Consider the following 13,779-nt stretch of genomic DNA (forward strand, 5'->3'; position numbering starts at 1 on the left):
TAGCCGCACCCTCATGCGGCTTTTTTATGCCCAAAATTCAGCTTTTACGATTTTATCGATACAGGAATAATTGCAATGAATAGTCATACTCAAATTCAAAACACGCTAAATAACCCACCACTACAACCCTATTTACCGAATCTAAATCAATCCATTCAGCAGATTGAGGTGGGAACCCGAACCAAACGAGATCGACCGAATACGCAACCACGAAAGACCAAAGCCCTTACAGCAAAAAGACTTGCCAACACCAAACAGATGAACTATCAACAATGGTTAGAAGTCAGAAAACAGGGTATTGGCAGCAGTGATGCAGCAACGGCCTGTGGACTGAATCCCTATATGTCGATGCTGGAACTGTGGATGATCAAGACAGGGCGGATGCAACAAAACATCGAGGATGAAAGTGCAGGTTACGCACCCTTGTACTGGGGAAAAAAGCTAGAACCTTTGGTGGCTGAATACTACAGCATGCACACCAATCATAAAGTCCGTCGAGTTAATGCAGTATTGCAACACCCTGATGAAGACAAACAGTTTATGTTGGCGAACTTGGATTATGCTGTAGTCGGTAATGAAGAAGTGCAAATTTTGGAATGTAAAACCGTGGGGGAATATGGCGCAAAACTATGGCGAGATGGCGTGCCTTTATATGTGCTGTGTCAGGTACAGCATCAATTGGCAGTGACAGGTAAACAGGCAGCGCATATTTGTGCCTTGATCTGTGGGCATGAAACCAAAATCTATAAAGTGACTCGTAATGAAACTGTGATTCAGCACATCATTAATGCGGAACGTCATTTCTGGCAATGTGTCGAAACAGGTATTCCACCCAGTGTAGATGCTTCGGATTCAGCAGCTAAAGCCTTGCAACAACTTTATCCTGAACAGATTCCATTAACAGTAGAAGACCTGACCCAAAATGAACAAGCTAATTATTTGTTTAATCAGTTACTAGAGGAGCGACATAAAGTTGAACAACACCAGCAGTATTTTGATGAACTGAAACATCAACTACAAATGATGATGAAAGAAGCAGAGCGAGCGGTATTTACAGGTGGTTCAGTCACATGGAAGAAATCACAAGACTCAATCAGCCTAGACAGTAAATCATTGCTTAAACAGCATCCTGAATACCTACAGCAATTTCCCCAAACCAAAGCAGGAACACGACGCTTTCAGATTTATCCGAATGGTGGATAGGGCTGATACCCAAGTAACCCATTTCAATTTAACTAACACCCCAACCAACTGATCCCATACCCCAAACAAGTATGGGATTTTTTATGCCCAAAATTTATTTATCCAAATTTAAACGCCATTTCAACATCTATATAGAGTACATCATCATGATTAAAGGTTTAGCTATTACCCCACCTGTGTTGGGGCGTATCAGTATCGGCAAAATTGTCGAAAAGAATGGAAAACGTCTGCCTGAAAAGGATGATCAATTTACCATTACCAGTCAAATCCAAAATAAAGAAGGGTGGGTGAAGCATCCACTGGATGAACAACTCCGTGCCAAAGCACCGAATCAGAATCAAAAGTTGAGAAGCATTCCAGTCCGTATGATCTTTAATGATCCTGAACTGAACCTACGGGCAGAGTACAGCCTATTTGACCGCCAAACTGGACGCTTAATCTGCTCAGGCAATGGCGAAACCTGTCAGCGACTCGGACAAAATGGCATTGAACAACACCCATGCCCATCACCTGATTTATGTCCACTGGCTCAAGGTGGGTTATGCAAGCCCTACGGACGGCTGTATGTGAATTTAGATGAATCAGATGAGTTTGGCACCTTCATCTTTAGAACCACAGGCTTTAATAGTATTCGTACCTTAGCAGCAAGGCTTCGTTACTACCACGCAGCATCGGGTGACTTACTTTCATGTCTGCCTCTGCAACTCACATTGAGGGGCAAAAGCACCATCCAAAGTTATCGTACTCCGATCTATTACGTGGATTTAACTTTACGTGATGGAATCAATTTACAGGAGGCAATTTCGTCAGCCAAACAGATAGATGAACAAAGCAAGGCAGCAGGGTTTTATCAGGAGGCGTTGGACCATGTGGCACGACAGGGCTATGGCAATGCCAGCTTTGAGATAGGTGGTGAAGAGGGCTTGGATATTGTTGAGGAGTTTTTTACTGAGGAAGCTAAATCTGAGCAACATCAGCAAACGCATGATTTAACTCATGTTCAGGATATTCAGAAAGGTTTACAGCAATCGGTTCAGGCTGTGAATTGAATGGGTGTAAGCAGGACGTTTTTTCTTACAGCGGGCTCTATTATTTGAGCGAAATCGCGCTCGCATCATTGATTGGGAGAAAAACATCATGAATGCGTTCACAGGTCAAACTTTTCAGGTACATCAACTCATTAGTATTAAACAAGTAGTAGAATATACAGGTCTTAGTCGTTCCACTGTTTATGACATAATGAACGAAAAATCTCCATACTACGATTCGACTTTCCCGAAAAAAATTAAGATGACAAAAAACCGTATTTGTTGGTCAGTTTTGGAAATCAATCAATGGATTGAGTCCAAGATGGCTCAACGCTGAGAGAGCTGATGCTCTCTTTTTTTGCAATTCTATTTATAGCTGTTGATTTATTTTTTGATTTTGTAGCAACAACGATTTAAATTTATTAATAGTGCACAGGCAAATTGATGTGTGCTGAATTAATAGGAGACTTTCACTTGGGAGATTTTAGACAGCTAGCTTGAAAAAGTCTTTTGCCGTTTGATTCAGTGTCTTGAAATTCAAGCCTTTTTGAATTCACTACTAATTATAAAATAGCTCGATGTATTTCGTAATACCTGCTTTTGCTTCTTCTCTACTTCTATAATTAGGATGATGAATTAATTCATTGTTTACCAAGTTAAAGTCTCCGTTTTTGTCTGCACACATCAAAATAGGAACGGGCAATTATTTGGCAAGCTTACATTCTACTATTCTGGATATAGTTGTTAATTAAAATTATGCTATAAAATTTTGGGTGTTTATCTCCATCTAGAGATAAAATTATAGAATTATTTATAGATCATAATTGTTATTGAGCGATCTAAAGTTTATTCAAACCGGGATGTGGGTAGAATTTGATGCAAAAAAATATTTTATTTTTGGTGGTTGGAATGACCCCTCAGATTATTACTGAAACCTTATATGCATTAGCTGTTGATCCTGAAAATTCTGATAGATGGCTGCCTAGTGAAATACATGTATTAACAACAGCTAAAGGTAAAATACAGATTAGATCGCGTTTGTTTAATGATGGTATTTTTGAACAATTCCTTAAAGATTTTGATTTGCCAGATATTAAATTTAATGATTCCAAACTTCATGTAATAACTCATGCTGGTGAAGAGCTAGAAGATCTTAAAACTTTGGATGATAACGAACTTGCTGCAAATGAAACTTGTCGTTTGATTAAGCTATTTACTGAAGATAAAAATTCTACATTACACGTATCAATTGCTGGTGGTAGAAAAACGATGGGATTCTATGCAGGTTATGCCTTATCGTTGTATGGTAGAGCGCAAGATAGCATGTCTCATGTTTTAGTATCTGAGGAGTTTGAGTTTGCGGAAGGTTTCTATTATCCGACCCCGTATGAATATTACGTAGGTAAGTACAATTCTCAAGAAAGATTAAATGCACAAAATGCAAAAGTATTTCTAGCAAACATTCCTTTCGTACGCTTAAGAAATACTCTACCCTCAACTCACCCATTAAAAATGAGTAATTATCAATTTTCTGATGTGATAGAACAACTAAACCAGGTGAATCAGACACTATCTTTAGAAATTAATGTTACTCAACAATATATTCAGGTCAACAATTCTATCAAGGCAGATTTACCACCACGTGAAATGGCACTTCTAATGTGGTTTGCTGATTATAAAATTCAAGGTAAAGCAGGTATAAAAGCTCCTACTGGGTCTCAAAAAGGAGAAATGAGCCTTGCTGAACAAGAATATATTCGTGAACTTACTGCGGAATATTTGATTCATTATGATGAGTTGAAGGATAGTGATACGAATATTGAAATAAGCAAGGATTTTTTTGATAGTACCAAGTCGAAACTTAAAAAACATTTAGAAAAACAGTTAGGTAATGAATTGGCGGCTCGTATTCTGCCAAAGCAGAATGGTAGAAGTACTCCTTTCTCTTTACCGATAGATAAAGACCAAATTGTTGTGATTAATAATTTTAGAGATAGAGTGATTTAATATGTATTGGAATGGCATGCCGTAAGCTTACGTTTTTTATAAGTTGCTGAGGCCTAAATACGCGGTACTTTATTCTATTTACATATTGGGATTATGCATTCCAGACATAAGCTTCCAAAATTTAAAGTTCACAAATCAGTTTATTTAACATGTACCCATAAATTAGATATTTAAAGGGTACTAAGATGAATGATGCTGTTATTAATGCAATTCAACAAAAAATCATGACACCAAAAAGTCTTACTTTCTCATCACTACGTAAGCTTGCTGGCCAAGATATGAGTGCACAATCAAGCTTAAATCGTGGTCGTGCAATTATTGACTGTCCAAGATTGCTGAATCAGTATTTGTATTCGTACGGTTTAATGGTCCAGCGTCAATGGAACCATGTCGTACCGAATATTGTTGAAATGTTGAGTGATAACAATGATCAAGATATTCACTTATACGATTATGGTTGTGGACAAGGATTAGCAACTTTACTTTTAATTGAAAATACTTTCGGTTTACAGGAAAAGATCTCTCAAATCACACTGATTGAACCCTCTGAAATTGCGTTAACACGTGCAAAGAGCATATTGCAATGTAAGTTACCTCATTTAAATATCCAAACATTTGCAAAAGAATTGGATGATGTAGAGGAAAATCATTTAAACATTAATACTGATAAAATGAATGTTCATATTTTCTCAAATATATTGGATATTGAGGGTTTTGATCAATTTAAGTTGTTTAATAAAATTTTAGTTGATGGTGGGACGCATTACCTTATTGCTGTAAGTAATGATCGTAATTGCTACGGTGGAACTGCTCGTCTAGGATCATTGTATAAAACCTTATTAAATATCGAGCAAGATGAAAGTTTGGCGATTTCTTATACAAAGTTTGAACGTTTTAGTGATGAGAAAAATATGAATCATGTTTTCTTCTGCTTGAAGATCGAGATTAACTAAAATGAATGATTTATTTGATACTTTAATTGATAATCCAATTAGAGAGCTTCCATTTACTTTACCTCAAGTTACTGGGTTTTTTAGTGAGTGGGATCAATCACGCCAAGGCTTTATCATTTATATTCCAAATGGCATGCTATTTTATGCACCTCTGTTTTTCTCTAAGAAAATCAGTGATCGTTCAGTAGAATATTTTTTGGAAAATGATATTTATGAGATAAATCAGATTGATTGGAGTGAAATTCAATCTGAAGCTTTTAAAAATATAAAATTTAAAAATATTTTATGGAAACAGGATTTTATCAATCTTTATGGGAAAAAAAATCCTTTACCAAGATTGACCAGTTGGTATGCAGATGAGGGTAAGGCGTATAAGTACTCAGGCATCTTGTCGCAACCGAATCCATGGAATAAAGGCTTACGGTATATAAAACAACAAATTGAAAAAGTTACGGATACACAATTCAACAGTGTCTTAATGAATTGGTACCGAAATGGAGAGGATTACCTTAACTGGCATACAGATGATGAACCTGAATTAGGTAGAAATCCTACAATTGCTTCCGTCAACTTTGGAGAGACACGGGATTTTCAGGTACGTCACAAAGATGACCATCAGCTTAAGTTTACGGTGCCATTACAACATGGTAGTTTGCTGATTATGTTTGGAGAAATGCAGCATTTTTGGGAACATGCAGTTCCTAAACGGAAAAAAATTCATGCTTCTAGATTTAATTTAACTTTCAGGACGATTTACGGATAATCCTTGTGAACTATTTTGTTAGGTATGTTTTTTGGGATAAAAATTAAACTAAGTGACAAATACAAATCTAGTTAAAGCATTGTTCTATAGCATATAATGTTTTAATAAATAACATTTAAAATTATATGATTATTCATATCTAATTATTTAGAGGGTAACAATTAACATGGCAATGCAACAATTTGCAGTGGTAACAGCACGACCTTTACCAGTCATTATTTTGGCTGATGTCAGTGGAAGTATGACACAAGATAATAATATTGGAGCGCTTAATGCTGCTTTAAAAGATTTTCTTAATACATTATCTCAAGAAAGTCGTTTAAATGCTGAAATCCAAGTCTCTATTATCACTTTTGGCGGTTTAAAAGCTGAAGTACATGTCCCTTTGACTCCTGCATGGCAAATTAATCAAACAAATGATTTAGTTGCTTCAGGTGGAACCCCAATGGGAGGGGCGTTTGAGTTGGCTGTAGAGATGATTGAGAATAAAGATATTATTCCTAGTCGTGCATATAAACCAACAATTGTTCTTATTTCTGATGGTATTCCTACAGACAATTGGGAAGCTTCTTTTGATAAGTTGAAAAATTCTGATAGAGCACAGAAAGCATCACGTATGGCTATGGCTATAGGAACAGGTGCTGATAAAAATATGTTAAAAGCATTTGTAAATGATTTAGAAGCATCAGAAGTATTTGAAGCACACAATGCAAAAGAAATACATCGTTTCTTTAGAGCGGTCAGCATGAGCGTTAGTAGTCGTTCACAGAGTAACACCCCTAATCAACTTCCAACGGTGGATTTTTCAAAATTACCTGATGATGAATTAGATCTAAGTGATTTTTAATCGTGTATTTATCACTATGTTCAGTTTCAGTGATTGGTCCACGCAATTTACGCGAAAAAAAATCTAATCAAGATGCTGTGATGCACCGGTTTTGGAATAAGAACTGGTGTATTGCAGTGTGTGATGGAATGGGATCTAAGCCCTTATCTCACATTGGATCAACCTTAGCTTGTCAGTCAGTATGTAATGTTTTAAAACATTGTGATTTTTCTTTAGCTGAAAAAGAAGTAGCGAAGAAAATATATTTACATTGGTTAAAACTATTGAAAGAAAAAAATATTTTACCCTCTGATGCAGCGACAACTTGTCTCTTTGCATGGGGCAATGGGGAGGGAGAAGTGCGACTGTTTCAGCTAGGTGACGGTGCTATTTATTATCAAGCAGAAAGTTTCGGTCATGTTAGTTTGAAGTCTGATGACTTATTTAGCAATCAGACTAATGCCTTGGGTTATTCAAAAAAATGGGATGATTGGGCTTATAAAAAAATACATCTAACCAGTCAAAAACACGGCATCGTGTTACTTACAGATGGGATAAGTGATGATCTATTTAATGAACAGCTATTTACATCGACGTTGATTCAAAAAGCTACATTGCAAAGTGTAAGGCGAATAAAAAAGTATATACAACACGAGCTGCACCATTGGCCTACCCCCCAACACAGTGATGATAAAAGCATTGGCATAGTTTTTTGGAAAAAATAAAGATGATGAATGAAAAGCAAAAAAGAATTGTAAAAGACCTCCACGGAGGTACTTATGAACTTCTAGGAAAGATTGGAGAAGGTGGCCAAGGTACTGTTTTAAAAACAGACCGAGTTAACTTAGTTGTAAAAATTACAAATGTACTGCCAGAAGTTCAATTAAAAGAAGTACGTAAGCAATTTCAAAATGTTATGCGTTTACCACTTCGAGATTTAAAAATTGCTTTGCCATTAAGTTTATTAACGTTAAAGAATCGTGCTGGTTACGTGATGGAGCTTATGGATGGCTTAGAACCACTTTCCGCACAAATAGAACGCATGTACACCTTAGAAGGGCAGCTTGATCTTATTAAGTATAGAGATACAGGTAGTTTCGCACGCCGGTTACTGATTTTAAAAGAACTTGCTGAAACCTTAGCTAGGTTGCATGGCAAAGGTTTGGCCTTTGGGGATTTATCACCTAATAATATTTTTGTATCAACTTCGATTGAGCATCATCGGGTGTGGCTAATCGATGCAGATAATATTCATTATGCGGAGCAATCTCATCAGCATCATTTCTATACCAAAGGTTATGCAGCCCCCGAACTGATTCGCAATGAAACGGGAACAAATGCACAAACAGATGCATGGTCATTTGCTGTCATCGCACTTCAGTTATTAACACATACTCATCCATTCAATCATGGAATTGCTGTTGAGGATGAAGATCTAGATATTGCTGAGGAAAAAGCTGCAAGGGGAGAATTTCCTTGGGTTTTTGATGTTGAAGATGATTCAAATGAAATAGCAGTACAAGGTTTTCCAGTGTTTGAAATGTTAAATAAGCGCTTATTTAATCTGTTTCAGCGTTGCTTTGGATCAAGCCGTTTAGCAGAAAAGTTAAATGAACGTCCTACGATGGCAGAGTGGCATTACGAGTTACATAGAACACTATCCTTACTTTTAATGTGTCAGGAAGAAGGCTGCAGTAGTACTTTTATTGTGAATAAAAGGATGTGCTGTCCTTTTTGTCTAGAACCCAAACCGCTAACTTTAGATCAATATGTTCGTATTAGATACTGGGGCTATGATCAAGATCCAATAATGGTTGAACAACCTTGGTTCGCAAGTTCTGAACAAGTGTTTTTAAGTTTAGGGCAAGAGAAGGCAATTTATCATGAGCCTCATAGCTATTTTGACAATGAAATGCTTAAACCTTGGTTTAGGATTGCCTTAACGAAAGATGGATTAAAAATTACGCCTGAAACAGATGATCATGTCATCTTGCAAAATGTTGATGGAACAAAATCTTATACTTTACATAAGACACAGATGTTAAAAAATCATCAAAAAGGCAATAAAGATCTTCTGATCACGCATTCTTCTTTACAAATGAATAGTGAAAAAATGCATTCTTTCTTTTGGCGTTTTACTTGGTAGTGCTATGAAATTACATGAGTTTAAACTTGCTCAGCTACAAGTGATTCAAGCTGAGTGTCTAGAAAAAATAGACATTTCTGAAAATCATCAAATTTACTTATTTTTAGAAGATGAACAATGCTATTTAGAGTTTGAAAACAATATCTACCCTATAGAATTGATCTCAACCAATTCTATTACAGCCTCATCAGCAAAAGAATTAATTAAACAAAATGGTTTGTGGTTTTTGACCCAGAAACAAAATACAACGCTATTTTTATCAGGTTTCATACCAGATGCAGATACTTTTTTGGATCTAGATATTGCCGTTGATGAAGCGATTACACATGTACTAGCAGATGATGGAAAAATTGCTCAGACTGATATTCCACTTGCAATAGATTGGTTAACAGAAGAGTTTTTGGTTGGTCTTGATGATTCCAAATTTATGGCATTCTCGGCTTTTTATAGCAATCAGAGTGAACGTCAAATTCTATTGATTGGCCAGAATCATCAATTAGAAATTAATGAAATCAAGGGTTACTGGCAAGTAGATAAAATTAGTAAAAAACGACCTAGAGGCAATTACCGTTTAGTTTTATTACAAGGTGAATTACGATTCAAAGATCGTTCAATTGCAAAAAAAATGGACAATTTTGCCCATGAAATTGCATTAAAAGAACATACAGCTCAACATGGTGACTATATTGAAGTATGGAAGCAATATAGTAATGCACAATGGGAAGATGCTGTACATCGTGCAAATCAAATTAATTACTTGAAATATTGTGCTTATGAATCAGCCCATAAAACGGGTTATTGGTATATTTATGTTGAAGATAGAGAAAAATTATTAGATTTTGAAAAAAAATGGAATAGTTTAGATCGAAAAAAAGATGAGCAAGTACAATTAAGTTTGAATATTGCTGATTGGTTAGATAATCAATTGGATGTCAAAGAGACAGGCTTAAACATTGAAAAAAAATCTTGGCGCGCAGAAATTATTCAGATTGAACCACAAAACAAACGCATTTTATTAAAATTTGCAGAAAAAAGAGATCGACGCCCACCGTTAGATCAGGATACCAAGCAAGGCTTTTTATGCTTATCTATATTTGCGGTAAATATTCAACGTAAGCGACAGCAAGAAGCGCTGAATTTAATTATCAGTCGTCGTAATCCTATGCCAAGCTTACACGCTCTCTTACAAGGCATAGAAGTTGAAGCACCTACTAGATCATTACGAAAAGAGAAATGGAAAAGCTCTAAAACCAAAGCACTTTTCAAAGGTGGACGTCCGACGATTAAACAACAAGAAGCCATAGAGCTGGGGTTAAATAGCTCTGACTTGACAATTATCATTGGTCCACCTGGTACTGGTAAAACCCAAGTCATCACTGCATTACAGCAACGTATTAGTGAGTTATCTCATGAATCGATTCAACGTAGTATTTTACTCACAAGTTATCAGCATGATGCCGTTGATAATGTAGTAGACCGTAGTAATGTGATGGGGATTGCAGGTTTACGAGTGGGTGGGAAAATCAGAAATGATGATGATGAGCCTACTGGTGTTAATACAATTGAAAAATGGGCTACACCAATTCAGAAAGAGCTTAATCAGTTAATTCAGAACAATGATTTTATAAGTTTATACCGTAATTTAGAAGAGCATTTACTTAAATTGCGTTTTGGTTCTATAGAGCAAAAACAAAAAAGTATCTTTGAAATACAAAATATTCTAGATCAACTTGCTGATAAATATAAAATTTATCTATCTCATGATTTAAAGCAATGGTGGGAAAAGTTTAAACAACCAAAACAATCATTGTCTATTGCAACAAAAATGATGGAGCTTTATCCACTCATTTATTCGTTAAGAACAAAAATCTCAAGTTTTATCGATGATGGAATCCAGCGTTGCCGTTTAGTATTGGCATCTCTACAAATTTTGCAACAGCAAAATGAAAATCAAACAATATTATTGGCTGAGGAACAAAAAGTTTTAGAGCATTTTATCCGTTTAGATTTAAATAGTAATGAAGAAATTGATTTTACAGCATTAAGCGTATTAAAAAATAAACTAATAGATCGGTGTTTACCTGATTTTAGGCCAAAGCATTTACAGCGTTTATTGGATGAGGATATCTGTCTAAAATTAGACAGTATACTCAACGACATTAATGATAAAGCCAAAAAATCTAAGACATTGGCACATTTAATGATTTTAGATAAATACCGTTATCGCTTAATGACGTCCACAGGTGATATTAAGGAAACGATAGCTCATTATACCGCTGTTCTTGCAGCAACTTGTCAGCAAGCTGCTGGTAATGCGATGCAAGATTTAAAAGCGATTGATAAGAGCATTGTTTTTGAAAATGTGATTGTCGATGAGGCGGCAAGAGCAACGCCTTTAGACTTAATGATTCCGATGGCAATGGCTAAACGACGTTTAATTTTAGTAGGGGACCATCGCCAATTACCACATATGTTGGATGATAAAATTGAAAAAGAATTATCAAAACAAGAGGATTGGAAAACGGTACAAAGTGAAATGCTAGAGCAGAGCTTGTTTCAGCGCTTAGTTGAAAATATGCAAAGTTTAGAAGAAGAAAAACAACAGCCTAAGCGGGTGATCATGCTAGATACCCAATTCCGTATGCATCCTATTCTAGGCGATTTTATTAGTAAAAACTTTTACGAAAATCATAAATTACCGCCGATTAAGTCTGGCAGACCAGAGACAGATTTTGTTCATGCAATTAGTGGCTATGAAGATCTCGTTTGTGGCTTCAAATGCATTCAGGATCAAAAGCAACAACGCCTAGGCACTAGTTGGCATCGTCCGAGTGAAGCAGAATGGATCGCTCAAGAAGCAAAAAGAATTTTGGATGAAAAACCTGAATTAAGTGTCGGTGTAATTAGTTTTTATAGTGGGCAAATTCAGTCTATCTTTAAAGCGATGGAGAATCCTAGAGTTGGATTAACTGTTGGTAATAAAATAGCAGAAAACTATCGAATCATTTCGACTGGTAAAAATATTGGAGACGAACGCTTACGGATTGGAACGGTAGATGCCTTCCAAGGTAAAGAGTTTGATGTTGTTTTTGTTTCATTGGTGCGTACTTTACCAAAAGATTTTAATGTCGATGGTTTAAATGATCGAGAGAAAGATGAAACAATGACACGTGCATACGGATTTTTACGCGTAGATAACCGTTTAAACGTTGCACTCAGTCGTCAACGTTCGTTATTGATTGTTACAGGGGATAAGGAACTCATTGCACATTCTGCAACTCAGGAAGCAGTGCCTGCATTACCTGCATTTTTAAAATTATGTGGAGGTCAGCATGGCAAAATTTTCTAACCAATTTTTATCTTATTATGATGCTTTTCCAAAAGGTAATGCCGAAAAAAATATGGTTTTTTTACCAATCTGGATTTGGAGAATTTGGGCACCGGTTGCTGGGAAAAAAACGGATATTAATGTCTTTCAAAAGACCCTTTTAGAGTTTTTGCATATTGGGCATCAGGATCGTCAAGAACTAGCGCATTGGATTGGTGTAGACTTAGAGTTAATTAATCTTATTATAGATACAGAATTAGTGCCTCGTGGCTTGATTCAGATTGACGTAAAAGATCAAAAAATTACGCTCACTCCTAAGGGTGTGCAGACATTGGATGATGAAATTGAGCGTACTGAAGATTTACAAGCATATTATTTAGTACAGGATGCTATTACAGGAGAATTGTGGCATCGTTTAATTCCAAATGATCTTGCATTGATAGATGTACAAGAGATCGACTCAAATATTTACATCCAAGGAAGTCGAGATTCAGGCAAATCGATCAGTGTTTTTTTAGCGGAGCCAAGAGAACATAAAGAACCTCTAGCACCTACACCCTATAAAATTACGCAAACCATCAAAAATCATAATATGGCAATGCGTGGAACTTTAGTGCGTGATCATGAGCATAGGGGAAAATATTTAGATGGACAAAATTTAAAAAACTATGAGTTTTATTCTCAAAAACCAGAAGCGTTCTTTGTTTTATCGCATTTAGAGGAAAGTTTAGATTCATCGCATGTTTGTCAGTTACAAGACCCATGTCATGTATCACCATATGATGAATGGATACAAAATTTGCATTTTGAACTTGCAACGAAACATCAGGGCTTCTCGAAAAAGGTTAAAAGATATTTAAAACAAGATATCCATAGTGAAGAAACGATAGATGAGTTTGAAACTCGCTTGTTGGAAGAAATCTCTTTTGAGCTGTCTGTAGATTTCCCATTTTCTGAACGTATTGAAAATCTAACCCAACATTTAAAAAGACTTTTAACGCGAAAGAAAAAATTGGAACAAACGGGTAATTACTACGATATCGATGACTTATTAAGCCAGTGCCAAAAGGCGTTAGAAGCCTGTTTTAAACACATGCTATGTTTTTGGAAGCATAAACATGCAAATACAACACCTCTAAAGTTAACTTATGATCAATTGATGAGCATTTTAATATTACAAGTAGGGGAGCTTTTTCCTGAAGAAAGTTTGGAGAAACTAAAAAAAGTTAATTCTGCACAGGTATATAGTGCGAATGGATATTCAGCAGGAAAATTTCCTGAAGTGAGAGTCTCTCTAAAACCTCTTATTTTTTCAAATCTATTATGTATATCAGAGTATCCACAACATCCCTTAATACGTCGTGATCTTTATCAAACTGATTTAGCAAAACTCATAGAAATTTGTGAGCGAAGAAATGAGGGTAACCATGATTCAGGCGAAGAAGTCGATATAACAACAGCATTAAATCTATCTGAATTTACTTTAGATTGGATTTCATTTTATACAGCAATTGAGGCGTAATAT

The 13,779-nt window shown here is 35.9% G+C and carries 11 protein-coding genes; all 11 read left to right on the forward strand.

From position 1 onward, the window contains the following. The first annotated feature begins 75 nt into the window (after positions 1–75). The 11 genes from O1449_RS05115 (at position 76) to O1449_RS05170 (ending at position 13,776) form a co-directional block, all read left to right on the forward strand. The gene (locus O1449_RS05115; protein ID WP_004801545.1) at positions 76–1,203 is read left to right on the forward strand and encodes a YqaJ viral recombinase family nuclease; all 1,128 of its coding nucleotides are present in this window, start codon (positions 76–78) and stop codon (positions 1,201–1,203) included. A 146-nt stretch (positions 1,204–1,349) separates the two neighbouring features. After that, positions 1,350–2,252, forward strand: coding sequence for a recombination directionality factor (locus O1449_RS05120; RefSeq protein ID WP_269239355.1), 903 nt, complete (start codon positions 1,350–1,352; stop codon positions 2,250–2,252). An 88-nt stretch (positions 2,253–2,340) separates the two neighbouring features. Further along, positions 2,341–2,568 carry a helix-turn-helix transcriptional regulator gene (locus O1449_RS05125; protein ID WP_269239356.1) on the forward strand — a complete coding sequence of 76 codons (228 nt, stop codon included), beginning with the start codon at positions 2,341–2,343 and terminating at the stop codon, positions 2,566–2,568. A 539-nt stretch (positions 2,569–3,107) separates the two neighbouring features. After that, positions 3,108–4,238: a CRISPR-associated ring nuclease Csm6 gene (gene csm6, locus O1449_RS05135; protein ID WP_269239357.1), complete on the forward strand. Its 1,131-nt coding sequence runs from the start codon at positions 3,108–3,110 to the stop codon at positions 4,236–4,238. A gap of 185 nt (positions 4,239–4,423) precedes the next feature. Then, positions 4,424–5,191, forward strand: a complete 768-nt coding sequence (locus O1449_RS05140) for a methyltransferase domain-containing protein (protein ID WP_269239358.1) — start codon at positions 4,424–4,426, stop codon at positions 5,189–5,191. 1 nt (position 5,192) lies between these two features. Next, a complete protein-coding gene (locus O1449_RS05145) occupies positions 5,193–5,954 on the forward strand; it encodes an alpha-ketoglutarate-dependent dioxygenase AlkB family protein (protein ID WP_269239359.1) in 762 nt (253 codons plus the stop codon). A 166-nt stretch (positions 5,955–6,120) separates the two neighbouring features. Next, positions 6,121–6,801 (forward strand): vWA domain-containing protein, encoded by a 681-nt coding sequence (locus O1449_RS05150; RefSeq protein WP_269239360.1) that lies wholly within the window; start codon positions 6,121–6,123, stop codon positions 6,799–6,801. A gap of 29 nt (positions 6,802–6,830) precedes the next feature. Beyond that, positions 6,831–7,505 (forward strand): PP2C family serine/threonine-protein phosphatase, encoded by a 675-nt coding sequence (locus tag O1449_RS05155; protein WP_269239361.1) that lies wholly within the window; start codon positions 6,831–6,833, stop codon positions 7,503–7,505. A 2-nt stretch (positions 7,506–7,507) separates the two neighbouring features. Further along, positions 7,508–8,926 carry a protein kinase domain-containing protein gene (locus O1449_RS05160; protein WP_269239362.1) on the forward strand — a complete coding sequence of 473 codons (1,419 nt, stop codon included), beginning with the start codon at positions 7,508–7,510 and terminating at the stop codon, positions 8,924–8,926. Between the two features lie 4 nt (positions 8,927–8,930). Beyond that, entirely contained in the window at positions 8,931–12,275 is a 3,345-nt protein-coding gene (locus O1449_RS05165) for a DEAD/DEAH box helicase (RefSeq protein WP_269239363.1), read from the forward strand. Continuing rightward, positions 12,259–13,776: a hypothetical protein gene (locus O1449_RS05170; protein ID WP_269239364.1), complete on the forward strand. Its 1,518-nt coding sequence runs from the start codon at positions 12,259–12,261 to the stop codon at positions 13,774–13,776. The genes O1449_RS05165 and O1449_RS05170 overlap by 17 nt, the downstream gene beginning before the upstream one ends. The last annotated feature ends 3 nt before the right edge of the window (positions 13,777–13,779 follow it).

Source organism: Acinetobacter sp. TR3 (genome assembly GCF_027105055.1).
Taxonomy (GTDB): domain Bacteria; phylum Pseudomonadota; class Gammaproteobacteria; order Pseudomonadales; family Moraxellaceae; genus Acinetobacter.